Origin of the sequence: Flavobacterium sp. 316 (assembly GCF_000967805.1) — a bacterium.
In the GTDB taxonomy this organism is placed as follows: domain Bacteria; phylum Bacteroidota; class Bacteroidia; order Flavobacteriales; family Flavobacteriaceae; genus Flavobacterium; species Flavobacterium sediminilitoris.
This window is the reverse complement of the sequence record NZ_JYGZ01000001.1, coordinates 256222-281035: the sequence shown is the minus strand read 5'-3', so window position 1 is coordinate 281035 and position 24814 is coordinate 256222. Positions and strand designations below refer to the sequence as shown.

Below are 24814 nucleotides of genomic sequence, written 5' to 3'. Positions count from 1 at the left end.
ATTGTTAACATGAGTTAGCTTAAAATAGTCGGATATTTGTACTGTTAATATATCATATATTTGGATTAAGGTTAGTTAAAAAAATTACCACGTCTTTAGGACGTGGTTTTTTTATGTGATAAATCTTCTAATGACTATTATTTTATCTTATTTTACTATGTAGTAATTTAAAATAATCAAATGCTTTTACTAGTCTACTTCCATACCAAGAGAACATTTCTCCATCTACAAAAATAGTTTTAGCATGATGGCTGAATCTACCTATTTCAAAAGCGTGTTCGTCTTTAAACGGAAATGGTTCTGAAGATAATAGTACATAATCTGGATCACCTTCTAATCTCATTTTTTTCAATTCTATTTCTGGGTAGCGACCTTCTTTATCTTCGTATATATTTTTAAAATGATTTATTCTTAACAATTCATTAATAAAGTTATTATTTCCTGCTACCATATAGGGATTTGCCCAAATGAAATATGCTGCTTTTTTTAATGGTATATCTTTTATGAAGTTTTTAAAATCGTTGTGCGCAAAATTAATTTTATCAATCCATTTTTGAGCGTTGGTCCTTTTATTGAAAATTTCTCCAAAATCTTGAATCATTTTGTTATTGTCTTCAATAGTGTAAATATCTGTAACCCAAACTGGACAAATTTTACTTAATTCTTCAACTATTTCTTTTGTGTTTTCTTCTTTATTGGCAATTATGATATCGGGTTGAAGTTCTTTTATTTTGTCAAAATTTACTTTTTTAGTTCCTCCTATTCTTTTTTTAGTCGATTTTAAATAATAAGGATGAATACAAAATTTTGTAATTCCTACAATTGATTCTTCTAATCCTAAATCAACCAATAGTTCTGTTTGTGAAGGAACTAATGAAATAATTCGTTTTGGTGTTGCTTCAAAAGTATGATTTACGCCAAGTTGATCTATTAATTGTCTCATTTTTTTAATTAATTTTTATCTAAAAACTTAGCTATTCTTTTGTTATTAGTTAAGAACAAGTATCCTAAAATAATACTTAATCCGTCTGTTATTAGTGCCAAATAATCAATTTCATTATTGGCTATAACATAGGTACTAACTTCTTTTTTAAATATATTAAGAATACTAAATAAAAAGCTTGGTAATGAGTTAGCAATCAATAATAGTGAAATCATTGAAACAGAAATCAAAATAATTGAATATGAATTTAAATTACCAAATATAATTTTATCATCATCAAAATTCTTATCTAACTTTAATATTTTAATGATTAAATCTGTATTAAAAACAGAGAATAAAAACAAAGCTATAATCAATAATAAACTACCTAGAACCATTAAAAAATAGGATAAATCAAAACCATACAAATAAGTAGAAAATACTTGAGGTACAAAATAAAACAAAACAGTTACTAAATTATATAATCCGAAAACCTTGATTAATAATCTAAAGAAATCTTTTTTTGTCATTCTTTTATTGGGTTAGGATTTGCTCCATTTCGTTTTGCAATTTCAGTGCTTCTATTCTGGCTTTCTGAGCAAAATCAACACCATTTGAAGCATATATAATCCCTCTTGAAGAATTGATAAGTAATCCTATGTTTTTGTTCATTCCATATTTACAAACTTCTGATAAACTTCCTCCTTGTGCTCCTACTCCTGGAACTAAAAGAAAACTATCTGGTACAATTTTTCTAATTTCAGTAAAATATTCTGCTTTGGTAGCTCCTACAACATACATTAATTTTTCAGAATTTTTCCATGTTTTTGATGTTTCTAAAACGGTTTTATATAATTCTTTAGTTTCTCCATGGATTCCTTCTGTTTGAAGAGTTTGAAAATCAAAAGCGCCTTCATTTGATGTTAATGCTAACATAATAGTATGTTTTCCTTCAAATGCTAAAAATGGTTCTACAGAATCTTTTCCCATATAAGGTGCAACTGTAACCGAATCAAAATCTAGGTCTTCAAAAAATGCTTTTGCATACATTGATGAAGTGTTTCCTATATCGCCACGTTTTGCATCGGCAATTGTAAATATTTCAGGATGTTTTTCATTAATATATTCAATTGTTTTTTGAAGTGATTTCCATCCTTTTATTCCATACGCTTCATAAAATGCTGTATTGGGTTTATAGGATACACACAAGTCGTGTGTGGCATCAATAATGGATTTATTAAATTCAAAAATAGGATCTTCTGTTTCTAAAAGGTGTTGCGGAATTTTATTCAGATCAACATCAAGTCCAATACATAAAAACGATTTTTTAGACTCAATTTGGTTAATTAGTTGTTGTGTTGTCATTGTTTTTGCTTTACAAAGTGCAAAGTTACAAAGTTTAAACGTCTTAACTAAATATTGTATAAATATCTATTGAAATTTTGTAACATGTTTTGTTCTTGCTTACAATACATTTGAATTATCAAAGCCTTAGATTATGAAAACAATATGTATTATTCAAAACACTTTTATTTCTGCTTTCAAATTATTCACATCGACTTGTACTAATGACTTAGTTGTACATGCGAAACAGGTAAATTATTTTGAAATGTTTCTTATTGCTTTTGCAATTGAATTAAAAACTAGTGTAAGTTCTAATTTAAATTATAGTGTATCATTCCTTAAAATTTTACAATGAGTTAAAAATTGGAAATATTTCATTTCTATATTTATACTTTTTTTCATTTAATAATTAATATAAATTAAAACTAAGATGAAATAAAAGAGAAATATTACGTTTTTAATTCAATTAAACGAACTAGAGTATTAGTAACAATTCATTATCTTTACCATTAAACACTCATTTATGAAACTTTTTTTAAAAATTGACACTGCTTTTTTAGCTAAAAAAATTCTAGAAGAAAAACTTAATACGTTTAATATTAAATATACTTTAGTTAACTTAAATGAAGTTCTTTTTTTAGAAAATATTTCATCTGAAAAATATGATGCTATCTCTTTAATTTTAAAGGAATATGGTTTTGAAATTATTGAAAATCAAAAAAATATAATTGTTCAAAAGATTAAAGATGCTATTGTTGAAATGATTTTTAATGAAGAAGTTCCTAATGTAAAAAGTTCAGTGTATTTAGCCGAGAAATTAGATCATAGCTATGGTTATTTATCAAATTTGTTTTCTGAAATAACTTATACTTCTATTGAAAATTTTATTATCATTCAAAAAATAGAATATGCAAAACAGCTAATTACAAATAATAATTTAACTTTGACTGAAATCGCTTTTAAATTAAACTATTCTAGTGTTGCACATTTAAGTACACAATTTAAAAACACTACTGGAATAACTCCGTCAGCGTTTCAAAGAATTATAACAAAACGACGCGAAATTACAACTCAAAACATTAATTAATTCCATTATTTTATATGCAAAAAGATTTTATTCTAATAACATTAGCCGATGATGATGAAGATGATAGACTGTTCTTTACTGATGCTTTCGATGAATTAAAAATTAATACTGTTGTTAACACAGTAAATAATGGTGTACAATTGATGGATTTTCTTAATAATCCTGAAAGTGTTTTGCCAAATATCATTTTTCTCGATTTAAATATGCCTATAAAATCTGGTATTGATTGTTTAAAAGAAATTAAACAAAATGATAGGTTTAAAGATATTGCCATTGCTATTTATTCTACTTCTTCTTCTGATGAAGATGTGGAAAATACTTTTGTATTAGGCGCAAATATTTATATTAAGAAACCAAGCGATTTTAATACTTTAAAGAAGGTTTTAAATGAAGTTGTAACATTGAATTGGCAATATCACACATCTGGATTAAATAAAGAAAATTTTTTATTACGAATATTATAATGTTCCAATCAAAATTCTTCAAATCAATCGCTTTTATTAGAGCTGTTTTTCTAATTGCTCTATTTATTCTAATTCTTTTAGCTTCTATTACGTATAGACATATTAAAGATTTAGACAAAACCAGTGCTGTTTTGATGAATACTTATGAAATTTCATTAGAATTAGAACAGTTAATGTCTTATATAAAAGATGCTGAAACAGGTCATAGAGGTTTTGTAATAACAGGTGGAGATTCTATTTATCTTGATCCTTATATTAATGCTCGAAACAATATTAATATTTCTTTTGAAATATTAAACAATAGCACAAAAAACAACCAAAATCAGCAAAAACACTTAAAAAAAATATACAATCTTGTTGATAAACGATTCTCTTATTTTAAGAAAGATTTTAAAACACAAAGAGAATTTAATACTATTTTTAAAGAAGGCAAAGTTGTAATGGATTCTATTAGACGTGAAGTTAGTAAAATGATTACATTAGAAAACAAGCTTTTATATGTTCATGAGAAAATTTACAAATACAATAATTCAAATACTCCTTTAATCATATTTTCATCATTTTTAATTTCAATTCTTATTTTAGTTTTAGGTTATTTACGAATTATTAAAAACTATAAATCACTTATAAAGCAAAATATTGAACTTAAAATTTTCGACGAATCAAGTAGACAAGCAGAAATTTTAGGAAATTATGGAAGTTGGGTACTCAATTTTGAAAACCACCAATTTTCTTATTCTGATAATAAATTTCGTCTCTTAGGCTGTGAACCGCAATCTTTTAATCCTACAATAGCTAATTTATTAGAGTTTGTTCATCCAGATGATAAACATATTTTAATTGAAGCTAATGATAGCATTCTAAAAGATGAATCATTACCATTAATTCATTATCGAATTATTCGTAAAAACAATAATGAAATACGACATTTCAGAACAATTGGTAAAATATTTATTGATAGTTTAGGTCATAAAAATATGATTGGAACAACTCAAGATATTACTGATGATTTTAATAAAAAAGAACTAATTAAACAACGTAATAAAGAACTGGAGCAAAATAATAAAGAACTTAATGAATTTAATCAAGTAGCCAGTCATGATTTACAAGAGCCTTTGCGAAAAATTCAGACTTTTATTTCTAGAATTTCAGAAAAAGAACAAGATAGCTTATCCGAATCTGGCAAAATATACTTTGAAAAAATAAAACAGGCTTCTAGTAGAATGCGTGTTTTAATTGATGATTTATTACAATATTCCAGAACTAATCGTTCTGAAAAGGTCTTTAGCAAAATTAATCTTAATGAAATAGCTGAAGAAAGTAAAATAGAATTATCTGAAAGCATCGAAGAGCAAAAAGCGACTATTAACATTGGAAAATTACACACAATTAAAGCGGTAAAATTTCAATTACAACAATTGTTTATTAATATTATTGGCAACTCTTTAAAATATGCGAAAAAGGATGTTCCTCCAATAATAACAATACGTTCTAAAAAGGTAAAAGCCATAAACGAACCTTTACTTAATGACTCATCAAATAAAGAGTATATCAAAATTATATTTACTGATAACGGATTAGGTTTTGATCAAGCTTATGCACACAAAATATTCCTATTATTTAATAGATTACATAGTAAAAATGAATTTCCAGGAACTGGTGTTGGTTTAGCAATTTGTAAAAAAATTGTCGAAAATCATAAAGGTTACATTTTTGCAGAAGGTGTTCTAAATGAAGGCGCTACGTTTATTATTTATCTTCCTAAATAAAAATTATATTAGAGTTTGAAATATTCCAATTAATTCAATCTTTTTTTTCAATATTTATTTATAGAGAAACATTTATATTAAAATTATATAACACTTAAGGAAAGTTATATAACATCTTTTCAAACCGTTTTTTAGAACTTTGTTTCGTAATAAATATAAAATAAAAATGAAAAAGCTAAAAATCAGAATCTTTTCATTTTACTTAGCTTTAACTTTACTAGCCTTTTTTAGTGTAGCATCATGTGTAAAGAAAAGTAATGACGAAAACAAATCTATACTTGAATTAATTAATCAAAATATTGATACTAAAATTGATTCTCAAATACTAACTGAAGTTGTTGAATCTAATTTAAAAGTAATTGAATTATCTAGCATTGCTCAAACTAAAGATTTAAATACTACAACAAAACATTTATTAAAAGACATAGAAAAGCAACATATTGAAATTAAAAAATCGATAAAAAAAATTGCAAAAGAAAATTTAATTATAATTCCAGATACACTTTATGATATCAATGAAGAATTAGATACAATAACTGAAAATACAAATCGTGATTATATTTATTTATCTGAATTAGAAAGTTCATTAAAAGAAGAAATCAATACGTTTGAGACAATTACAAAATCATCATCAAACATAGATTTAAAAGTTTTTTCAGTAAAAACAATTGCAATACTAAATAAGAATCTGAAAAAAATAGAACAGAGACTTGAATAAATATAACCTAAAATCTTAATAAACTCCTTTCTTACAAGGAGTTTTTTTATGTCTAATATAAGAGATGTGGGAATTGTATAAATCTCTCTTATTATCATGTAACACAAAAGCTTTAGATAAGTTGCACCTTTGTAATGTAGTATAAGAAAAGCTACAAAAACAAATTATAGTAACTTAAAAAAAAATCAAACAAAATGAAGAAATTATTTTTAACAGGAATGGCTTGTGTTGCATTTTTAAATGTTACCAATGCGCAAACAAAAAATCCTTCAGTAGGAATTAAAGGTGGTGTAAATTTTACTAATTTATATGCGGAAGAAGTTGACGACAATAATATTTTAACCAGTTTTAATCTGGGTCTTTATGCAAATTTACCTGTTTCAGATGCGGTATCTATTCAACCAGAGTTTAACTTCTCTAGAAAAGGAGCCGAATTGGTTTATGACAATGCATTCGCATCTGGTACATCTCGATTAAAATTAAACTATTTAGAAGTACCTCTTTTATTAAAATTAAACGTAACCCGAAACTTCAATCTTCATTTTGGACCTTATGTCGCTTACTTAATTGATGGAAAAGCAACAAACGAAACAAGTAATGGCGTTTTTGACTTTGAAGAGAACATTAGTAATGACGATTTAAACAAATTTGATTACGGTTTATCTGGTGGAGTTGGATTTGACTTTGAATCTGCTTCAATAGGTGTTCGATACAACTATGGTTTACAAACTATTGGTAAAGAACAATCTTTTGGTGGAACAACTTACACTTTTCCAGATGCAAAAAATAGTGCACTTAGTTTGTATGTAGGTTTTCGTCTATAAAAAACAATAGTAACATTTAAAAAGTAACATCATGGGAAACATTTTGTATCTGGTCGCTGTGGTATTGGTAATATTATGGGCCTTAGGATTATATGTAGGAAGTTTTGGAAATCTAATTCATATCCTACTTGTTATAGCAGTAATAGCAGTATTATTAAAAATAATTAAAAAAAGTAAGAATATTTAAAAAATAAAAAATTATGAAAACAAGTAATGTAGTATTAGGAGTAATTGGAGGATTAGCAGCAGGAGCTGTATTAGGCGTACTTTTTGCTCCAGACAAAGGAAAAAACACAAGAAAAAAAATCAAAGACAAGTCAAAAGATTTGAAAGATAATCTAAAAGAAGATTTTGATTCTTTCCTGCTTGAAATGGAAGAAAAATATCAGTCTGTTTCAGAAAATGCAAAGTCAATTATAGAAGAAGGAAAGTCAAGAATAGAGAGCGAACTTAAAAAAATGCAATAATGAAAACAAAAATAGAAGATAAAGCTACTGCAATAGAGAATCTATTTGAAAAAGCAGAAAACTATACCAAAACAAGTGTTGAGCTTATAAAACTAAGCGCAATTGAAAAAATTTCAGAAGCAATATCCGTTTTAGTATCACACATTGCAATTATAGTTTTAGTAGCCTTCTTTCTATTTTTTATCAATATTGGCATAAGCCTATGGATTGGAAAATTAATTGGTGAATATTACATCGGTTTCTTAATTGTTTCATTTGTTTATTTACTCTTAGGATTACTTATATATAAGTATAAGAAGAAAACTATTGAGAATCCAATAAACGAATTAATGATAAATACTTTGCTAAAAAATAAACTTGAAGAAAATGAAAAAGAAAGATAAAAGAGTTCAACTAGCAAATAGAATTGAACTTTTAAAAGCAAAGCAAGAAACCGATTTTATTATATTAAAAAATCAGTTTGAAATAACATACGAAAGCCTAAAACCTATAAACCTGATTAAAGAAACGTTCAACGAAATAAAACACGATTCGGAAATCAAAACAAATATTTTTAAAACATCATTAGGAATTTTAGGTGGTTATATATCCAAGAAAGTACTTTTTGGGAATTCAAATAATCCATTTAAAAAAATATCAGGAAATGTTCTACAATATATAATAACAAATCTGATAACAAATAAAGTCGAAAATAAATAGTAATGTAATCATGAAAAAATTAATTAAAAGCATTCTAGTAATAATGCTAGTATTCATTGGAACTTCAAAATCATTTTCACAAAAGAGTACTTCTGGAAGTTATGATCAAAAATTTAAATTAGGTTTTGGTTTAACTGCTGGTTATCCATTTAGTGAACCATACGATTTAAATATTGGTGGAGACGTTCGTTTACAATATGATTTTTCTAAAGTCTATTCTCTAACCTTAACAACAGGTTTCAACAATTTATTTGTAAGTGGCGATGATAATGATTTAGGATATATTCCTGTAAAAGCTGGATTTAAAGCCTTTATTTTTAAAGATCAGTTCTATGTAATGGGAGAAGCAGGAGCTGCTTTTGCTGTAACAAATGATTATAATAAAACATCATTATTGCTAAGCCCAACTTTTGGTTATGCAACAAAATACATTGATATAAGTGTTCGATATGAATATTTACCTGATTTTCCAACAATCAGTAACAATACATTAGATAAAGGATTAGGACAAATTGCACTTCGATTAGCTTACGGATTTAAACTTTAATAGCTAATTTAAAATTATATAACATTCTAAGAATATTATGTAACATAAAAGTTTAACAACCACAATATCTTTACAAAAGAAATACTAACAATTAAAATTTAAAAACATGAAAAATTTAAAAGTAATATTAGGATTTGCAATAATTGCAATTGGAATAACCTCTTGTAAAAATGAAAAACAGGAAATAGCACAAAATAAAATAGATGAGTATATAATGTATGTAGATTCTATTAGTGCAATTGAAACAAGCGAAACAATTCAAGATTGGGATAAAATTCAAGCAAACTATGACGTTAAAAAAATGAATGCCGAAAATGCAACAAGTGAGCTAGAAAATAAATCAGATGTTGAAGCAACTTTAAATGAATCAACTTTAAAGTATGAGGAATACAAAGCTAAAGCAATAATGAACAAAGCCGAAATAGAAGAAGAAAACTTCAAAAAATCATTATTTGGAGAAGAAATAATAGGCAAAGACAAAACATTTAGCTGGGTAAATAAAGATAATATTGCCGCAATCTACGAACGTTTTGTTACTACAGTTGATAAAAACAAAGATTCTTATTCTAGAGAAGATTGGGATGAAATTAAGTTATTATATGAAGCTTTAGATACTAGAAAGAATACAGTAGAGAATGAAGGTTTATCTTCTGAAGACAATAAAAAGATTGCCGCTTTAAAAATAAAATTTGCTCCAATGTATACTGTTAATAGAATGGGTGCAAAATCAGATGAAAACGCTGAAGCAAAAGAGTAAAAGTTAGTAATATGTGATTGGTTTAGTTTTGATTGACAAAAAACAGCGAGAAAATTCTCGCTGTTTTTATTTTTAATTATTCTTACTTCCTTTATAAATAGGAATTTTTAATCCTACATGAACATCTATTGCATCCGTCTCGTCAAATAAAGCAGAAACAACCGAACCTGAACCAATTAATAATGGTCCTGCTCTAAAACCAAAACCTGCTTGAAATCCTGAATTCTGAACACTACTTAAAGGAGCATATATACTCAACCATTTAGTTTCAAATCTTGGTGTTAAAGAAAAAGTATTATTTACAAAATTTGAATTTGTATTATCAACACTTATAAGGTTTAAATCCGAATTTAAATTTAAAAAGAATTTCTTACTCAAATGCCAATCTGCATTTAAATGCAAAGTACTTGGTAATGAAACGTTAAATGATTTACTTTCACTTATTCTTGTATAATATGAATCAAAATCATCATTTAGAGCAAACTCTGCATCTGTGTATGAAGCATTGGCATCATAATATACCTTTGTAGCATTTTTATATTTAAGCTTTCCTAAATCAGTAACCGATAATCCAAATTTCAATAAATAATCATCAAAATCCTTCGATTTCAGTTCGTATGTAACACCTAGATCTACTCCAAAACCAGATCCTCTATTGTCAAATGGATCATCAAAATCATTTAAACTACTAATATTTCCTGTTTCTATATTTCCTGTTGTAGTGGTTCTATCTGTTACATCCAAACCTGTATAATCATAATTAACAGATAAATTTCTAGCTTTTATATAACCCGATGATATTCCATTTAAATACTTAATTGATATTCCTCCTTTTAAACTATGAGTATCATTATCAATTAAAACCCTAGCATAACTCAATCCATACTCAATCCAAGCATTTGAAGCTCCACTAAAATTTTGATTTTCAAAATAAAAGTCTTCATTAACCTCATCTTGAATTTGATTTAAAAACAAACCACTTATCTTACTCACATGAGTAATGGCTCTTACTCTTGAAAAGAAAGCAACTGCACTTTTATCATTAATATTCACCATAAAAGAAGGTCCTAGAGCATCAATATTAGTATAAAAATTATTATTTGCCTTTGGGTGTTTTGTTGATTGTTTTTCAAAATCATAATCATTTGATAGTAAATCTCCTAATTTCACAGAATAGTAATCGTTTCCAGCAAATAAACTAGCTGATGATAAATTAATATCTGTTTTAAAACGAGAATTTATAATATTTGCAGGATTAGAAATAACACTATTTATTCCTGAATAATTATCATATTGGGTTCCAAAAAAAGATTGTGAATAACCATAAAAACTCGTAATAGAAACAATAAATACAAATAAACATTTTTTCATATCATAAATATTTTTTAAAACAAAAAAGGTTATAAACTAAACGTTTATAACCTCAAAAATACTGTATTTTATTTTAAAAAACTTCTGATTCTTTTAATTTTTCAGTATTAGCAACAAGCTGTAATTCTTCAACAATTTTTTGAATATCACCATTCATAATATTACCCAAATCATACAATGTTAAACCAATTCTATGATCTGTTACACGACCTTGAGCATAATTATAAGTTCTAATTTTTGCAGAGCGGTCACCACTACTCACTTGCGATGTTCTCTTCGTAGCATCTTCAGCTTCTTTTTTAGCTAACTCCATTTCATATAAACGAGAACGAAGTACATTTAATGCTTTGTCTTTGTTTTTATGTTGCGATTTTTGATCCTGACATTGTGCTACTAAACCAGTTGGAATATGCGTTAAACGCACTGCTGATTTTGTAGTATTTACAGATTGTCCTCCTGGTCCTGATGAACAGAAAAAATCTACACGAACATCATTCATATCAATTTGCACATCAAATTCTTCTGCTTCTGGTAATACCATAACAGTAGCGGCTGATGTATGAACACGTCCTTGTGTTTCTGTTTGAGGAACACGTTGAACACGATGAACACCTGCTTCAAACTTTAAAGTTCCATAAACATCTTCCCCTGTTACTTCAAAAATAACCTCTTTAAATCCTCCTGAAGTTCCTTCATTCATATCTACAACAGAAGTTCTCCAGTTTCTAGATTCGCAATATTTAGTATACATTCTATATAAATCACCTGCAAAAATAGAAGCCTCATCTCCTCCTGTACCAGCACGAATTTCAACCATTACATTCTTAGCATCTTCAGGATCTTTAGGAATCAACATAAATTTAATTTCCTCTTCTAATTGTGGCAAACGCTCTTTTGCTTCTTCAAGTTGCATTTTAGCCATTTCAACCATTTCAGCATCAGATCCATCTGCAATAATCTCATTAGCTTCTTTAATATTACCATCAAGAACTATATATTCTTCACGTTTTTCAACTAATCCTTTAAGGTCTTTATATTCTTTATTTAATTGTACATAACGCTTCTGATCAGCAATAACATCAGGCTGAATAATCAAATCCGATATCTCGTCAAAACGTTGCTTTACATATTGTAATCTATCTAACATAGCTGTCATTTATTTTGGATTGCAAAGTTAACAAAAATAGTAATTACTTGTTTATGCTTAATTTATAGTTTTTACTACTTATTAATCAAATAGTTACTTTATTTTATTTAAAATTAGTCTAAATAAGTTTTGAGAATATCGAGAAACTATTTATTTTTGCTCTACTATTTTAATTAAATCTAAATAAAAATGTATAAAACACTATTAACCCTATCTGCTTTTATAGTGCTTCAAACAATAAATGCACAAGAGAAAAAAAATCGTGAAACAGATACGATTAAACAACTCAAAGAAGTAATTATAGAAGGTAAAAAAGAGATCAAATACACAAAGGAAACTAGTTCAACTGTTTCAAAAATGAACTTAAAAGAATTAGAAAATCCACAAGTTTATAATTCTATCTCTGCTGCTTTGCTAAAAGACCAAGTTGCTACAAATTTTAATGACGCTATAAAAAATGCAACCGGAATAACTAGGGTTTGGGAATCAACCGGTCGTGGTGGCGACGGTGGTGAATTTTACACAATGAGAGGATTTAGCGTTCAACCTACAATGGTTAACGGTTTTCCTGCACTTAATAATGGAATCATTGATCCTGCAAATATTGAAAGTATAGAAGTTATAAAAGGTCCTTCAGGAACATTATTTGGAAGTAGTTTAATTTCTTATGGTGGTTTAATTAATATTGTGACTAAAAAACCTAAACACCTTTTTGGAGGTGAAATAGGATACAATTCTGGAACTTATGGATCAGATAGAGTAACTGTAGATATAAATACACCTCTTAATGAAGAAAAAAATGTTTTATTAAGAGTAAATGCAGCTTATCAAAAGCAGAATTCATTTCAAGATGCAGGATTTAATAAATCATTCTTTATTGCTCCATCTTTAAACTATATTGTAAATGATAAACTCTCTTTTTTAATTAATACTGAATTTACACAAAGAGAATCTGCAAATGCACCAATGCTTTTCTTAAGTAGATATGCTCCACTTTCTTTTAATGACATTTCTTTATTCGAAAAAAATTATAAGAAATCGTTTACTTCAAATGAATTAACAATTAGCAATCCTACTTTTAGTATTCAGGCACAAATGGTATATAAATTATCTAAAAATTGGACTTCACAAACCGTTCTTTCAAGAGGAAACACTAAAACTGATGGTTATTATTCATATTTATTTGATGCTTCAAACGGAACTGCTTTTGGAAGATCAATATCTAAAAGAAATGGAGAAACTTATACAACAGATATTCAACAAAACTTCATAGGAGACTTTAAAATTGGGAAATTTAGAAATAGATTAGTTGCTGGATTAGATTATTATAAATCGAGCATTAAAAACGGAAGCACAGGTTGGGTTTCTAACGGTGCTGTTACACTTCATGATGGAAATGATACTGGTGATTTAACTAGAGCTGGTGTTGACAACTTATTAATAGATTCTTTTGATGGAAATTCTAATGCAGAAAATGAAGTCTATAGCGCTTACGTTTCTGATTTAATAAATATTACTCAAAAACTATCTGTAATGGCTAGTGTTAGAATAGATCATTTCAAAGGGAAAACAGCTTATTTTATTGATGAAGAAGTAAATGGACAAACTGCAATATCTCCAAAATTTGGTTTAGTTTATCAACCTGTTTTAGACAAAGTTTCCCTTTTTGCGAACTACATGAACGGGTTTACAAACATATCTCCTAAAGAAGTTTCAAACATTGATGGTTCAAATCCTAGATTAAAAACTTTTGATCCAGAACATGCAAATCAAATTGAAGTAGGTGTAAAAACAAATTTATTAAAAGATAAAATTTCAGCTACAGTAAGTTATTACAATATTAATGTAAAAGATAGAGTAATGACCGATCCTGATAATATTAACAATTCCATTCAAGGTGAAGAGATTGAAAGTAAAGGTGTAGAAGTAAGTATCATTGCAAATCCAATTGATGGTTTAAATATGATTTTAGGAATTAGTAATAACAAAGCAAAATATACAAAAGGAAATCTTGCTGATGGATATGTTGGACTTAGACCTGAAGAATCCGGACCTGAAACCTTAATAAATTTTTGGGCAAGTTATACTATTACAAAAGGAACTTTAAAAGGATTTGGATTTGGTTTAGGTCAAAACCATGCCAGCAAAAACAAAACTTTAAATAGAGCAAACATTGGAACTTTTGAAATACCAAGTTATACCATTTTAAATTCGGCTTTATCGTATGATTCTAATCAGTTTAATATAACATTAAAATTAAACAATATTCTTAATGAAAAATATTATTCAGGTTGGTCAACCGTTACGCCTCAACAGTTACGAACATTAACAGCAGGGTTAACCTATAAATTTTAATTTATTTTAGTTTTAATCAAACTCCTCATTTTAGATGAGGAGTTTTTATCGTTTAAAAATGAAAAAGAAAAATCTTAAAAAAATCATCAGACAAATTCATCTTTGGCTTGGATTAGCATCGGGGATTATTGTTTTTATAATAGCAGTAACTGGTTGTTTATATGCTTTTCAAGAAGAAATTTTAAATCTTACCGAAGATTATCGCTTTGTAGAAAAACAAAACAAACCATATATTCTTCCATCTCAAATAGAAAAAATCGCAAAACAAGAACTTCCTAATAAACATTTGCACGCCATTCAATATAGAGAATCAAATGTTGCTGCCGAAGCTATTTTTTACAATGAAGATCCTCTTTACTATGATATTTGCTACATAAATCCTTATACTGGAGAAGTTTTAAAAACAGTTGATGAATTTTCTGGTTTTTTTAGATTTATCTTAGATGGACATTTCTATTTATGGCTTCCTCATGAAATCGGACAAACAATAATTGCTTCTGCAACCTTAATTTTTATACTTATTATTATAAGTGGCTTCATTCTTTGGTATCCTAAAAATAGAAAAGCAGCCAAACAACGTTTTTGGTTTAGATGGAAAGAAGGAATAAAATGGAAGAGAAAAAATTATGATTTACACAACATAACAGGGTTTTATGTAATGGCTATTGCATTAATTTTTGCAATTACAGGTTTAGTTTGGGGATTTCCATGGTTTGCATATTGCTATTATACAGTTGTTGGAGGTGAAAAATCATTGTTATATGAAGAGCCTATTTCTGTAAAATCTATTGATAAAAAAGCGATAGAATATCCTTTAGACAAAGTCTTTTTAATTATGCAAGAAGAATATCCAAATGCAAAATCTATTGAAGTACACCCTGTAGAAACCGATACTTCACCTATTGCAGCAAATGCAAATATAGGTGATGGTACTTATTGGCAAACCGATTATCGATATTTTGATCAATATACATTAGAAGAGAAAAATGTTTCGCATATTTACGGCCGATTATCAAAAGCTAAATTTGCCGATAAATTATTACGCATGAACTATGACATTCATACAGGTGCAATTATTGGTTTACCTGGAAAAATATTCGCTTTTTTAATTAGTTTATTAATTGCAAGTTTACCCATTACTGGTTTTTTAATTTGGTGGGGAAAAAAATATAAGTAACATAAATTGATATATGAAAAAATTGAATTTAAGAAATCTACATCGTGATTTTGGTTATTTCTATGTAGGATTAATCATTTCTTTTGCATTTTCTGGAATATTAATGAATCATAGAAATGATTGGCATCCTGAAAAATATACTTTAGAAACAAAAGAAATTCAAGTTGCATTACCCGATGAAAAGAATTTTAATGATGATTATGCACAAAAAATAACAACCGAATTAAAAATTACGGATAAAGTTAAAAGACATAATATTAGAAAAGGAACATTTAAAATTCAATTTGAAAATACTGAGGTAGAGATTGATATAGAAACTGGAAAAGGTGAGATTATCTCTTTTATTAAAACACCTATAATAAATCAGGCTATGTTTCTCCATAAGAACACTTCAAACTGGTGGATTTATTTCTCTGATATTTTTGGTTTATCTTTAATCTTTATCGCTATTTCTGGAGCAATGATGGTTAAACATGGTAAACATACATTTAAGAGACGTGGTTGGAAACTCGCTTTAGCTGGAATTGTGTTTCCAATTTTGTTTTTAATACTTTCGTAAAAAGAACTAAAGCATTTAAATAATGCTGACTCTAAAAACAAAAATTCAGAAAATACAGCCATAAAAAAATGAGTTCAATTACATATTGAACTCATTTTTTTATGACGAAATATCTTGTATTATTTCTTAACTACTAATCTAAATCCTTCACCGTGAATGTTAAGAATCTCAACATTCTCATCACGTTTCATGTATTTTCTAAGTTTAGCTATGTAAACGTCCATACTTCTAGATGTAAAATAATTATCATCTCTCCATATTTTTGTTAATGCTAACTCTCTAGGCATTAAATCATTTTCATGTAATGCTAACATTTTTAGTAATTCACACTCTTTTGGCGATAATTTAACTGGTTCTTCATTTTCAAATGATAAGAAACGAAGTTTAGAATTTAAATGAAACTTTCCAATTTCAAATTCAAATTTTGTATTATCTGGTTTAACTTCTGTTGCTTTTCTTTGAATAATAGCTTTAATTTTCATTAAAAGTACTTCAGAGTCAAATGGTTTATTTAAATAATCATCTGCTCCTACTTTGTATCCTTTTAAAACATCTTCTTTTAATGTTTTAGCTGTTAAAAATATAATAGGTACTTCTTGATTTTTTTCACGAATTTCTCTTGCTAATGTATATCCATCTTTATACGGCATCATCACATCTAATATACATAAATCGTAAATATCTTTTTTAAATTTTTCAAACCCTTCCATTCCGTTCTTTGCTAAGGTTACATCAAAATCATTAATGATTAGGTAATCCTTTAATATAGCTCCAAAATTTGGGTCATCTTCAACTAATAAAATTTTTCTAGCTTCCATATTTTTTTTAATTTATTAATGGCATTTTTAATATAAATGTACTTCCTTTTCCTTTTTCACTTTCAACAAAAATTTGCCCATTATGGTCTTCAACTATTTGTTTAACATAAGACAAACCTAGACCATGTCCTTTTACATTATGCAAATCTCCTGTATGCTCTCTATAAAATTTCTCAAAGACTCTTTTTTGAGCTACTTTACTCATTCCAGATCCTTGATCTTGTATTTTAATTATAATAAAATCTTTAATATTCTCAGTAAATACATCAATTATAGGTGCTCCTACTGAATATTTAACTGCATTATCCAAAACATTTACTAAAACATTTGTAAAATGTACATCGTTTAACAATATTGTTGTTCTAGTCGCTTCAAAATGCGTTTTTATTTGTCCTTCTCTATCTTCAATTATCAAACTAATATGTTCAATTGCATCTTCTATTATTTGTAAAACATCTACAGGTTCTTTGGAAATATCTAATTCATTTTTTTCTAATTTAGAAATTCGTAAAACATTTTCCACCTGTGCATGCATTCTTTTATTTTCTTCCTTAATCATTTGAAGATAACGTTGTACTTTATCTTTATCTTCAATAATTTTAGGATTCTTAATGGCGTCGAGTGCAAGATTTATTGTTGCAATAGGTGTCTTAAACTCGTGCGTCATATTATTTATAAAATCGGTTTTAATTTCCGAAATTTGTTTTTGTTTAATTAATTGATTTAAAGCACTTGAATAGGTTAAAACAATTATTAATGTAAATAATAAAGACAACATTGTAATTCCTAATATTGATGAGAAAAAGAATTTACTCTTTTGAGGAAATGTAACCAATAATTGATATTGACTCATTCCTTCATTATCCTGAAAGATAGGAATTCCATAAGTAGATCTTTTATCATACTTAAATTTATCTGAACGTATTTTTGTTGCAAGACCATTACTATAAATACCAAACTCAAATGGTGTTTTTATTTGATATTTATCTAACTCGTCTTTTAAATATTTTTCAAGTTCCTGTTTGCCTATTCTGTCTTGAATAGCTCTTTGCGATACAATATCTTTAAAAAAAAGTTGAAAATTAACTTTATCTAAAGAGGATAAACTACCCGATTTTTCTATTGTAACATCTGGCTTTCTAGTCATTTCAATCGAAGGATTATCAATTGAAGTTCCTGCATAAATTTCTGTCTTTCTATTTGAAACTAGACTTCCTACATTTATTGTATCTGCATTTTTATCAAAAAAAGATCCATTTATTCCATAATTTTCAGCAACTAATGAACTTGTATAAATTATTGTTTCATTTGTTTTTCTATTTCTTTCTAAAAAAAAGAATTCTTTTAACGTGTTTGTTTCTGGTTCTTTACCTATACTATCTTTAATTTTATTGTATTGTTGGTAAAATGAAACCAGTTCTTTATTATCTATTGCATCTGCGACATTACCTATAATTTGCTGAACATGAAGCTTAAACTCCTCTTCACTCTTTTTTAATGACGTATTTATCCAATATAATTGAACAATTATTATCCCTACCAAAGATAGACTCATTAAAAAAACCAATAAGCGAAACCTTTTTTTATTCATCAATACAAAATTAGTATTTTAACATTTACTTAGTGAAAACATTAACCAAAGATTAACATTAACAGAATTTATTACGATATTTTTAAAATTTTAAGAATTTTATCAATTTCCAAAAAAGTATCATTTAAATTAATATTCTGCACAATAAAATCGCTTTTCTTTGATTTTTCATCATCAGAAAGTTGATTTTTCATTCTTTTTAATATTTCATTTTTATCAATATTATCTCTTTTCATTATCCTATCCATTTTCACATTTTCAGGTGCTGTAATTAATATTACTTTATCACATTCTTTATCTCCACCTGTCTCAAATAGTATAGCAACTTCTTTAATAATAAATGGAGCATTCTTGTGTGTTTTTAACCAATCTTTAAAATGTTGCTTTACTTTTGGATGAATTAACTGATTTAACTGATTTAATTTTTCAGGATTTTGAAAAACAATTGAAGCAATTTTTTTTCTGTCTAATTTATGTTTATCGTTTAATATATTTTCTTCAAAAAGCAACTGAACTTCAACAACAACGTTTTCATCGTCCATTATTTTTTTTGCTTCATCATCAGCTATATATACAGGAATATTTTTCGAAGCAATATATTTTGCAACGGTACTTTTTCCGCTTCCAATTCCTCCGGTAAGTCCAATAATTTTTGTCATATTACTTCTTAAAAAATAATTCTGGGTGAGCTTCTTCTGGTTTCTTTTTTAGTACAAATAAATTTGTAAAAGCCTGAATAAATCCTTTTCCATAACCATAGAATTGAATTAAGCTTGCAAGAACAGCGTAACATCCTATTTTAACACTTTTATTTTGTAATAATGCACTCACAAAAATCATTCCAAAATAGAATACATAACAAAATAAAAAGTAAGGAAATGAAAAAACAGCAAAAAGGATACTAAATATAAACCCTAGTAAGAATAGACTAGGAAACCAAAATGTTATTTTTGCATATTCTGGATACCAAAAATTCAATATTGGTCTGGCTTTTCCAAATTTATTTACCTGAGTATAAAACTTATTCCAATCTATTCTTCTTTTATGATAAACATAAGCGTCTGAAATCAACTTTGTTTTAAAGTTCATTTTCCATAATCGAATTGATAAATCTGGGTCTTCTCCAGGATGAATATTTCCAAAACCTTTTGAAGCTTCAAATGCTTTTTTGGAAAGTCCCATGTTAAAACTTCTAGGTTGAAATTTGTCTATTTTTTCGCTTCCTCCTCTTATTCCTCCCGTTGTAATAAAAGAAGTCATAGTAAAATTTATCGCTTTTTGAATATCTGAAAAAGTATCTAATGCTTTGTCTGGACCACCAAAGCAGTCAACAAATTCTAAAGTCAAAGAATCTGAAACTTTTTGCAAATAGTCTTTAGGTATAATACAATCTGAATCTAGAATAATGAAATAATCCCCTTTAGCATTTCTCATTCCGAAATTTCTAGAATCTCCTGGTCCTGAATTTGACTTAAAGAAATAGCTTATATCTAATTTATCTTTATATTTTTCAACTATTTGATTACATTTTATAGTTGAACCATCTTCTATAACAACTATTTCAAATGCATATTGAAAGCTTAATTGTGTTAGACTTTGTAACAACTCATCTATTTCATCTGGACGGTTATAAACGGGTATAATAAACGAAAAAAGCATCCTTGTAATTTTTTTAACAAAGATACTCTTTATAAAATGCATTTCTAAAAAATAGAATTAGATTTTAATCCACAATTTTTTAAAAATTATCTCTTATAATTATAAATTTGTACCTTTATACACGCTAGAAAATTAAATATAAAATATAATCTATGAAAATGTTCCCATTAAAAACAAAAAAGCAGTTCCTGATTTTAGCATTCCTACTGTTATTTTGCATTCCTCAAGACCTTTTTTCACAAGGACCACCACCTTGGGCGCCAGCTCATGGATATAGAGCCAAAACAAAACACATCTATTTCCCTGATCAAAATTTTTACTATGATATTGAAAAAGGTGTCTATCTTTATTTAAATAATGGCAATTGGTCAGTTTCTGTTTCCCTTCCTTCTATATTTGGTCGTATCAATTTAAACACAGCTCGTAAAGTAGAATTAGAAATTGGTGGACACACCCCATACCAATATAACGACAAACATATTATTGCCTATAAAAAACCTAAAAAAGAGAAAAAACAGAAAAAAGTTAAGGAGCGTAAACATTAAATTCCAGCTATTTCTTTTATTTCAGATACAAATCGCTCTGCTAAAACGTCTGCTTCATTTTGAGAAGGCGCTTCTGTATAAATACGAATAATCGGTTCTGTATTTGATTTTCTTAAATGTACCCATTCTGTTGGAAAATCAATTTTTACACCATCAATAATAGAAATATTTTCATTCTTATATTTCTCAGTCATTGATTTCAATATTAAATCTACATCTATTTGAGGTGTTAATTCAATTTTATTTTTACTCATAAAATATTGTGGATAACTTGCTCTTAATGCTGCAACTGTAATATCTAAATTAGCCAAATGAGTTAAAAACAAGGCAACTCCTACTAAACTATCTCTTCCGTAATGACTTTCTGGGTAAATAATTCCTCCATTTCCTTCTCCTCCAATAATTGCATTTGTTTCTTTCATTAAGGTAACAACATTTACTTCTCCAACAGCACTTGCTTCATATTTTCCTCCATGTTTTTCTGTAATATCTTTTAATGCGCGAGAAGAAGACATATTTGAAACGGTGTTTCCTTTTGTTTTACTTAAAACATAATCTGCACAAGCAACTAATGTATACTCTTCTCCAAACATTTCTCCATCATTTGAAATAAAAGCTAATCGGTCAACATCTGGATCGACTACAATTCCAAAATCAGCTTTTTCTTCAATAACTAGTTTACAAATATCTCCTAAGTGTTCTTTTAAAGGTTCTGGATTATGTGGAAAATGTCCATTTGGCTCGCAATATAATTCTACTACTTCAACTCCCATTTGTTCTAACAACTTAGGAATAATAATACCTCCAGAAGAATTTACTCCATCTACAACTACTTTAAATTTTCTTTTAGCAACTATTTCTGCATCAACTAAAGGCAAATTTAAAACTTCATCTATATGAATATCCATATATGCGTCGTTCTCTGTAACTTCTCCTAATGAATCAACATCTGAAAAGTAGAAAGATTCTGCTTCAGCAATTTCTAATATTACAGCACCGTCATCTCCGTTTAAAAACTCCCCTTTTTCGTTTAGCAACTTTAAAGCATTCCATTGTTTTGGATTATGTGAAGCTGTTAAAATAATACCTCCATCGGCTTTTTCTAAAGGAACAGCTATTTCAACTGTTGGTGTTGTAGATAACCCTAAATCAATAACATTTATTCCTAATCCTATTAATGTGTTTACAACTAAATTATGAATCATTGGTCCTGAAATACGAGCGTCTCTACCAATAACAACTGTTAACTTTTCTTTATTACTATTTTGTTTTAAGAATGTTCCATAAGCAGATGCAAATTTTACAGCATCTAACGGTGTAAGATTATCTCCTACTTTCCCACCTATTGTTCCTCTAATTCCTGAAATTGATTTTATTAAAGTCATATTATTTTATATACGATTTATAAACTTTGATTTACAATATTTAATTAATAAATTATAAATTGCAAACAAATATAGTAATTGACCTTTTAAAATCTAAAGGAACTTTAAAAAAAGACAAAATGAATTTCTTAGCCCATATCTATCTTTCTGGAAATAATGACATGATTAAAATTGGTAATTTTATGGCAGATGGTATTCGCGGAAATGATTATTTAAAATTCCCTGATGAAATTCGAAAAGGAATTATGCTTCATCGAGAAATTGACACTTTTACAGATGCGCATCCTATTTTTAGAAAAAGTAAGCATCGCTTGCATGAAAGATATGGTCATTATTCAGGTGTAATTATTGATATTTTCTATGATCATTTTTTAGCTAAAAATTGGGAAACGTATTCTTCAGTTCCATTAGCAACTTATATAAACACATTTTACAAACTATTAGATACTAATTTTAAATTACTTACGCTAAAAACTCAAAAGATGTTACCTAGCATGGTTAATCAAAATTGGTTACTAAGCTATGCAACAGTTGAAGGAATTGGTACTATTTTATATCAAATGGACTATCGAACAAAATTTAAATCTAAGATGCAATTTGCTACAGACGAATTAAAACTTTACTATAATGATTTTGAAAATGAATTTACCCTTTTCTTTGAAGAAGTTAGAAAAATGAGCATAGAAAAACTACAGAATGATTAGTGTATTTTTCAATTAAAGGCTAACTTCGCAGAAATTTTAATCTTCTAATGTCGCCAAAAAAAACCAATCTTATTATTCGATTATTGAGCAAAGGCTTTAAGCGTTTAGAACGATTCGTTTTCATTTTAAAATTATTAGTTACACCTAGGCAATTTATCTATTTTTCTTGTGTCTTAGTTGGAATTTCATCTGCATTAGCTGTAATTCTTTTAAAAACATTTGCACACTGGGTTTATAATTTTGCTCAATATTTAGACGGTATACTTCATTTACCATATAGTAATAGTCTTTTGCCTATAATTGGTATTTTATTAACCGTTTTAGTAGTTACAAAGCTCTTAGATGGATCTATACAAAAAGGAACCTCTCATATTATGTATGCTGTTGCTAGAAAGGGAGGAATGATGCCTTTTAAGCAGATGTATTCTCAAATAATCACTAGTTCTTTCACTGTTGGTCTTGGTGGAAGTGCTGGTTTAGAATCTCCAATTACCATTACTGGAGCAGCATTTGGAAGTAATTATGCGCAAAATTATAGATTAAGTCATAAAGATAGATCACTATTATTGGCTTGTGGAGTTGCTGCTGGAATTGCAGCTGCTTTTAATGCGCCAATTGCTGGTGTACTTTTTGCAATAGAAGTTGTATTAGCAGAAATTAGTATTACAGCTTTTATTCCTATTATGATTAGTGCCGCAACTGGAGCATTAGTTTCAACTATTATTCTTAATGAAGATATTTTATTGACCTTTAAACAAGGTGAGGTTATGGATTATCATAATATTCCTCAATATGTACTACTTGGTTTATTATCTGGCTTTGTATCCATAAATTATGCTCGAACTTTTAGAAAAATTGAAAATCATTTTGCTAATTCAAAACTTGGAAACTATAGAAAAGCACTATATGGCGCTTCGTTATTAGCCATTTTAATTTTCTTCTTCCCTTCATTATTTGGTGAAGGATATGAAAGTATCAAAATTTTAGCAAATTCGCATCCTGAAAAAATACTCGACAATACATTATTAGATAATTTTAAAGATAATAACTGGATATTGCTAGCTTTTGTAGGAATAACAATGATGGTTAAAGTATACGCAACAGGTCTAACTCTTGGTTCTGGTGGAAATGGAGGTAACTTTGCTCCTTCCCTTTTTGTGGGTTCATATTTAGGTTTTTTTGTGGCCAAATTTTTTAACCTTATAGGAATAACAAAACCGTTATCTGTGAGTAATTTCACTTTAGTTGGAATGGCTGGTGTTTTAAGTGGTTTATTTCATGCTCCGCTTACTTCAATATTCTTAATCGCTGAAATTACAGGTGGATATAATCTAATGGTTCCATTAATGATTGTTTCTTCTGTAAGTTTTGCTATTTCAAAACGTTTTGAGCCTTATTCTTTTGACATTAAGCATTTGGCTGATAAAGGAGAAGTTTTCACTAATAATAAGGATAAAAATATTCTAACCTGTTTAGATATATCTACTTTTATTCTAACAAATTACAAACCTATTCAAGAATCTAAGTCTCTAGAAGAGTTAGTAGAAATTGTAAAGCATACTGACAATATTGTATTTCCAGTATTAAATGAAGAGAAAGAATTTTTAGGATTAATTTATTTAGACAATATACGTCCGATTATATTTTCTCCATTTAAAATAAAATACACTTCCACACATGAAGTAATGCAATCTCCAAAAGAAATCGTTTTACATAATGATAGTTTGGAAATAGTAATGGAAAAATTTGAAAAAACAGATACTTCGATTTTACCTGTATTCAAGAATGGTCTTTTTTATGGTTTTATCTACAAAACAATGATTCTTGAAAAATATAGAGATCAACTTAAAGAAATGGTAATTGAATAATTTTTATAATTCATTTAAATAAGCTATTTTTAATATC

The 24814-nt window shown here is 27.7% G+C and carries 28 protein-coding genes; 18 read left to right on the top strand and 10 right to left on the bottom strand.

Annotated elements, in window-relative coordinates; all coding sequences use genetic code 11:
* Positions 1 to 142: 142 nt before the first annotated feature.
* Genes SY27_RS01300 through pyrF form a run of 3 tightly spaced genes read right to left on the bottom strand, consistent with a single transcriptional unit; the run spans position 143 to position 2287 of the window.
* Positions 143 to 943, bottom strand: a complete 801-nt coding sequence (locus SY27_RS01300) for an ABC transporter substrate-binding protein (RefSeq protein ID WP_045966685.1) — start codon at positions 941 to 943, stop codon at positions 143 to 145.
* An 8-nt stretch (positions 944 to 951) separates the two neighbouring features.
* Positions 952 to 1452: a hypothetical protein gene (locus SY27_RS01295; RefSeq protein WP_152640673.1), complete on the bottom strand. Its 501-nt coding sequence runs from the start codon at positions 1450 to 1452 to the stop codon at positions 952 to 954.
* Positions 1453 to 1456: 4 nt separating this feature from the next.
* Positions 1457 to 2287, bottom strand: a complete 831-nt coding sequence (pyrF, locus tag SY27_RS01290) for an orotidine-5'-phosphate decarboxylase (protein WP_045966681.1) — start codon at positions 2285 to 2287, stop codon at positions 1457 to 1459.
* Positions 2288 to 2420: 133 nt separating this feature from the next.
* Between pyrF and SY27_RS01285 the strand changes: the two genes are divergently transcribed.
* The 12 genes from SY27_RS01285 (at position 2421) to SY27_RS01235 (ending at position 9598) form a co-directional block, all read left to right on the top strand.
* Complete coding sequence (locus SY27_RS01285) at positions 2421 to 2621, top strand: hypothetical protein (protein WP_045966680.1); 201 nt, start codon at positions 2421 to 2423, stop codon at positions 2619 to 2621.
* Positions 2622 to 2789: 168 nt separating this feature from the next.
* Positions 2790 to 3353 carry an AraC family transcriptional regulator gene (locus SY27_RS01280; RefSeq protein WP_045966678.1) on the top strand — a complete coding sequence of 188 codons (564 nt, stop codon included), beginning with the start codon at positions 2790 to 2792 and terminating at the stop codon, positions 3351 to 3353.
* Positions 3354 to 3367: 14 nt separating this feature from the next.
* Entirely contained in the window at positions 3368 to 3817 is a 450-nt protein-coding gene (locus SY27_RS01275) for a response regulator (RefSeq protein ID WP_045966676.1), read from the top strand.
* On the top strand, positions 3817 to 5586 hold the full coding sequence (locus SY27_RS01270; RefSeq protein WP_045966674.1) for a CHASE3 domain-containing protein: 1770 nt from the start codon (positions 3817 to 3819) through the stop codon (positions 5584 to 5586). Before SY27_RS01275 ends, SY27_RS01270 begins: the two co-directional genes overlap by 1 nt.
* Positions 5587 to 5752: 166 nt before the next feature.
* Positions 5753 to 6304, top strand: coding sequence for a DUF4142 domain-containing protein (locus SY27_RS01265; RefSeq protein ID WP_045966672.1), 552 nt, complete (start codon positions 5753 to 5755; stop codon positions 6302 to 6304).
* Between the two features lie 194 nt (positions 6305 to 6498).
* Positions 6499 to 7128: a porin family protein gene (locus SY27_RS01260; protein WP_082084283.1), complete on the top strand. Its 630-nt coding sequence runs from the start codon at positions 6499 to 6501 to the stop codon at positions 7126 to 7128.
* Positions 7129 to 7159: 31 nt separating this feature from the next.
* Entirely contained in the window at positions 7160 to 7315 is a 156-nt protein-coding gene (locus tag SY27_RS18630; protein WP_152640672.1) for a lmo0937 family membrane protein, read from the top strand.
* 13 nt (positions 7316 to 7328) lie between these two features.
* Entirely contained in the window at positions 7329 to 7595 is a 267-nt protein-coding gene (locus SY27_RS01255) for a YtxH domain-containing protein (RefSeq protein WP_045966669.1), read from the top strand.
* Entirely contained in the window at positions 7595 to 7978 is a 384-nt protein-coding gene (locus SY27_RS01250) for a phage holin family protein (RefSeq protein ID WP_152640671.1), read from the top strand. Before SY27_RS01255 ends, SY27_RS01250 begins: the two co-directional genes overlap by 1 nt.
* The gene (locus SY27_RS01245; RefSeq protein WP_045966667.1) at positions 7962 to 8294 is read left to right on the top strand and encodes a hypothetical protein; all 333 of its coding nucleotides are present in this window, start codon (positions 7962 to 7964) and stop codon (positions 8292 to 8294) included. Before SY27_RS01250 ends, SY27_RS01245 begins: the two co-directional genes overlap by 17 nt.
* Before the next feature lie 10 nt (positions 8295 to 8304).
* A complete protein-coding gene (locus SY27_RS01240) occupies positions 8305 to 8841 on the top strand; it encodes a hypothetical protein (RefSeq protein ID WP_045966665.1) in 537 nt (178 codons plus the stop codon).
* 106 nt (positions 8842 to 8947) lie between these two features.
* A complete protein-coding gene (locus SY27_RS01235; protein ID WP_045966663.1) occupies positions 8948 to 9598 on the top strand; it encodes a hypothetical protein in 651 nt (216 codons plus the stop codon).
* 72 nt (positions 9599 to 9670) lie between these two features.
* Here the strand turns inward: SY27_RS01235 and SY27_RS01230 are convergent, their stop codons facing one another.
* Positions 9671 to 10969, bottom strand: a complete 1299-nt coding sequence (locus tag SY27_RS01230; RefSeq protein WP_052705058.1) for a DUF5723 family protein — start codon at positions 10967 to 10969, stop codon at positions 9671 to 9673.
* Between the two features lie 73 nt (positions 10970 to 11042).
* Positions 11043 to 12116, bottom strand: coding sequence for a peptide chain release factor 1 (prfA, locus tag SY27_RS01225; protein ID WP_045967437.1), 1074 nt, complete (start codon positions 12114 to 12116; stop codon positions 11043 to 11045).
* Between the two features lie 189 nt (positions 12117 to 12305).
* Here prfA and SY27_RS01220 point away from each other — a divergent pair, with 189 nt between their 5' ends.
* Genes SY27_RS01220 through SY27_RS01210 form a run of 3 tightly spaced genes read left to right on the top strand, consistent with a single transcriptional unit; the run spans position 12306 to position 16207 of the window.
* Positions 12306 to 14471, top strand: a complete 2166-nt coding sequence (locus SY27_RS01220) for a TonB-dependent siderophore receptor (protein WP_045966661.1) — start codon at positions 12306 to 12308, stop codon at positions 14469 to 14471.
* Between the two features lie 58 nt (positions 14472 to 14529).
* On the top strand, positions 14530 to 15648 hold the full coding sequence (locus SY27_RS01215) for a PepSY domain-containing protein (protein ID WP_045966659.1): 1119 nt from the start codon (positions 14530 to 14532) through the stop codon (positions 15646 to 15648).
* Between the two features lie 13 nt (positions 15649 to 15661).
* Positions 15662 to 16207, top strand: a complete 546-nt coding sequence (locus SY27_RS01210) for a PepSY-associated TM helix domain-containing protein (RefSeq protein ID WP_045966657.1) — start codon at positions 15662 to 15664, stop codon at positions 16205 to 16207.
* 119 nt (positions 16208 to 16326) lie between these two features.
* Here the strand turns inward: SY27_RS01210 and SY27_RS01205 are convergent, their stop codons facing one another.
* The 4 genes from SY27_RS01205 to SY27_RS01190 all read right to left on the bottom strand — a co-directional run bounded on the left by SY27_RS01205 (position 16327) and on the right by SY27_RS01190 (position 20275).
* Positions 16327 to 17025: a response regulator transcription factor gene (locus SY27_RS01205; RefSeq protein ID WP_045966655.1), complete on the bottom strand. Its 699-nt coding sequence runs from the start codon at positions 17023 to 17025 to the stop codon at positions 16327 to 16329.
* Positions 17026 to 17032: 7 nt separating this feature from the next.
* Positions 17033 to 18616, bottom strand: coding sequence for a sensor histidine kinase KdpD (locus tag SY27_RS01200; protein ID WP_045966652.1), 1584 nt, complete (start codon positions 18614 to 18616; stop codon positions 17033 to 17035).
* A gap of 71 nt (positions 18617 to 18687) precedes the next feature.
* Entirely contained in the window at positions 18688 to 19275 is a 588-nt protein-coding gene (gene coaE, locus SY27_RS01195; protein ID WP_045966650.1) for a dephospho-CoA kinase, read from the bottom strand.
* 1 nt (position 19276) lies between these two features.
* The gene (locus SY27_RS01190) at positions 19277 to 20275 is read right to left on the bottom strand and encodes a glycosyltransferase family 2 protein (protein ID WP_045966648.1); all 999 of its coding nucleotides are present in this window, start codon (positions 20273 to 20275) and stop codon (positions 19277 to 19279) included.
* Between the two features lie 152 nt (positions 20276 to 20427).
* On the opposite strand from SY27_RS01190, the gene SY27_RS01185 reads away from it, so the two are divergent.
* Complete coding sequence (locus SY27_RS01185) at positions 20428 to 20820, top strand: hypothetical protein (RefSeq protein ID WP_052705057.1); 393 nt, start codon at positions 20428 to 20430, stop codon at positions 20818 to 20820.
* Here SY27_RS01185 and glmM read toward each other — a convergent pair.
* Entirely contained in the window at positions 20817 to 22205 is a 1389-nt protein-coding gene (glmM, locus tag SY27_RS01180) for a phosphoglucosamine mutase (protein ID WP_045966646.1), read from the bottom strand. The genes SY27_RS01185 and glmM overlap by 4 nt on opposite strands.
* Before the next feature lie 119 nt (positions 22206 to 22324).
* On the opposite strand from glmM, the gene SY27_RS01175 reads away from it, so the two are divergent.
* Both SY27_RS01175 and SY27_RS01170 read left to right on the top strand, forming a co-directional pair.
* Positions 22325 to 22909: an ACP phosphodiesterase gene (locus tag SY27_RS01175; protein ID WP_045967435.1), complete on the top strand. Its 585-nt coding sequence runs from the start codon at positions 22325 to 22327 to the stop codon at positions 22907 to 22909.
* 47 nt (positions 22910 to 22956) lie between these two features.
* Positions 22957 to 24777: a chloride channel protein gene (locus SY27_RS01170; RefSeq protein ID WP_045966644.1), complete on the top strand. Its 1821-nt coding sequence runs from the start codon at positions 22957 to 22959 to the stop codon at positions 24775 to 24777.
* Positions 24778 to 24814: the final 37 nt, after the last annotated feature.

Excerpts from the sequence above, each read along its gene's own strand:
- SY27_RS18630 (WP_152640672.1), top strand. The coding sequence starts at position 7,160 with ATGGGAAACATTTTGTATCTGGTCGCTGTGGTATTGGTAATATTATGG.
- SY27_RS01175 (WP_045967435.1), top strand. The coding sequence starts at position 22,325 with ATGAATTTCTTAGCCCATATCTATCTTTCTGGAAATAATGACATGATT.
- prfA (WP_045967437.1), bottom strand. The coding sequence starts at position 12,116 with ATGTTAGATAGATTACAATATGTAAAGCAACGTTTTGACGAGATATCG.
- SY27_RS01250 (WP_152640671.1), top strand. The coding sequence starts at position 7,595 with ATGAAAACAAAAATAGAAGATAAAGCTACTGCAATAGAGAATCTATTT.
- SY27_RS01265 (WP_045966672.1), top strand. The coding sequence starts at position 5,753 with ATGAAAAAGCTAAAAATCAGAATCTTTTCATTTTACTTAGCTTTAACT.
- SY27_RS01230 (WP_052705058.1), bottom strand. The coding sequence starts at position 10,969 with ATGAAAAAATGTTTATTTGTATTTATTGTTTCTATTACGAGTTTTTAT.
- SY27_RS01170 (WP_045966644.1), top strand. The coding sequence starts at position 22,957 with ATGTCGCCAAAAAAAACCAATCTTATTATTCGATTATTGAGCAAAGGC.
- SY27_RS01295 (WP_152640673.1), bottom strand. The coding sequence starts at position 1,452 with ATGACAAAAAAAGATTTCTTTAGATTATTAATCAAGGTTTTCGGATTA.
- SY27_RS01280 (WP_045966678.1), top strand. The coding sequence starts at position 2,790 with ATGAAACTTTTTTTAAAAATTGACACTGCTTTTTTAGCTAAAAAAATT.
- SY27_RS01275 (WP_045966676.1), top strand. The coding sequence starts at position 3,368 with ATGCAAAAAGATTTTATTCTAATAACATTAGCCGATGATGATGAAGAT.
- SY27_RS01285 (WP_045966680.1), top strand. The coding sequence starts at position 2,421 with ATGAAAACAATATGTATTATTCAAAACACTTTTATTTCTGCTTTCAAA.
- coaE (WP_045966650.1), bottom strand. The coding sequence starts at position 19,275 with ATGACAAAAATTATTGGACTTACCGGAGGAATTGGAAGCGGAAAAAGT.
- SY27_RS01210 (WP_045966657.1), top strand. The coding sequence starts at position 15,662 with ATGAAAAAATTGAATTTAAGAAATCTACATCGTGATTTTGGTTATTTC.
- SY27_RS01215 (WP_045966659.1), top strand. The coding sequence starts at position 14,530 with ATGAAAAAGAAAAATCTTAAAAAAATCATCAGACAAATTCATCTTTGG.
- SY27_RS01300 (WP_045966685.1), bottom strand. The coding sequence starts at position 943 with ATGAGACAATTAATAGATCAACTTGGCGTAAATCATACTTTTGAAGCA.
- SY27_RS01260 (WP_082084283.1), top strand. The coding sequence starts at position 6,499 with ATGAAGAAATTATTTTTAACAGGAATGGCTTGTGTTGCATTTTTAAAT.
- glmM (WP_045966646.1), bottom strand. The coding sequence starts at position 22,205 with ATGACTTTAATAAAATCAATTTCAGGAATTAGAGGAACAATAGGTGGG.
- SY27_RS01185 (WP_052705057.1), top strand. The coding sequence starts at position 20,428 with ATGAAAATGTTCCCATTAAAAACAAAAAAGCAGTTCCTGATTTTAGCA.
- SY27_RS01255 (WP_045966669.1), top strand. The coding sequence starts at position 7,329 with ATGAAAACAAGTAATGTAGTATTAGGAGTAATTGGAGGATTAGCAGCA.
- SY27_RS01205 (WP_045966655.1), bottom strand. The coding sequence starts at position 17,025 with ATGGAAGCTAGAAAAATTTTATTAGTTGAAGATGACCCAAATTTTGGA.
- SY27_RS01220 (WP_045966661.1), top strand. The coding sequence starts at position 12,306 with ATGTATAAAACACTATTAACCCTATCTGCTTTTATAGTGCTTCAAACA.
- SY27_RS01200 (WP_045966652.1), bottom strand. The coding sequence starts at position 18,616 with ATGAATAAAAAAAGGTTTCGCTTATTGGTTTTTTTAATGAGTCTATCT.
- SY27_RS01240 (WP_045966665.1), top strand. The coding sequence starts at position 8,305 with ATGAAAAAATTAATTAAAAGCATTCTAGTAATAATGCTAGTATTCATT.
- SY27_RS01235 (WP_045966663.1), top strand. The coding sequence starts at position 8,948 with ATGAAAAATTTAAAAGTAATATTAGGATTTGCAATAATTGCAATTGGA.
- pyrF (WP_045966681.1), bottom strand. The coding sequence starts at position 2,287 with ATGACAACACAACAACTAATTAACCAAATTGAGTCTAAAAAATCGTTT.
- SY27_RS01245 (WP_045966667.1), top strand. The coding sequence starts at position 7,962 with ATGAAAAAGAAAGATAAAAGAGTTCAACTAGCAAATAGAATTGAACTT.
- SY27_RS01190 (WP_045966648.1), bottom strand. The coding sequence starts at position 20,275 with ATGCTTTTTTCGTTTATTATACCCGTTTATAACCGTCCAGATGAAATA.
- SY27_RS01270 (WP_045966674.1), top strand. The coding sequence starts at position 3,817 with ATGTTCCAATCAAAATTCTTCAAATCAATCGCTTTTATTAGAGCTGTT.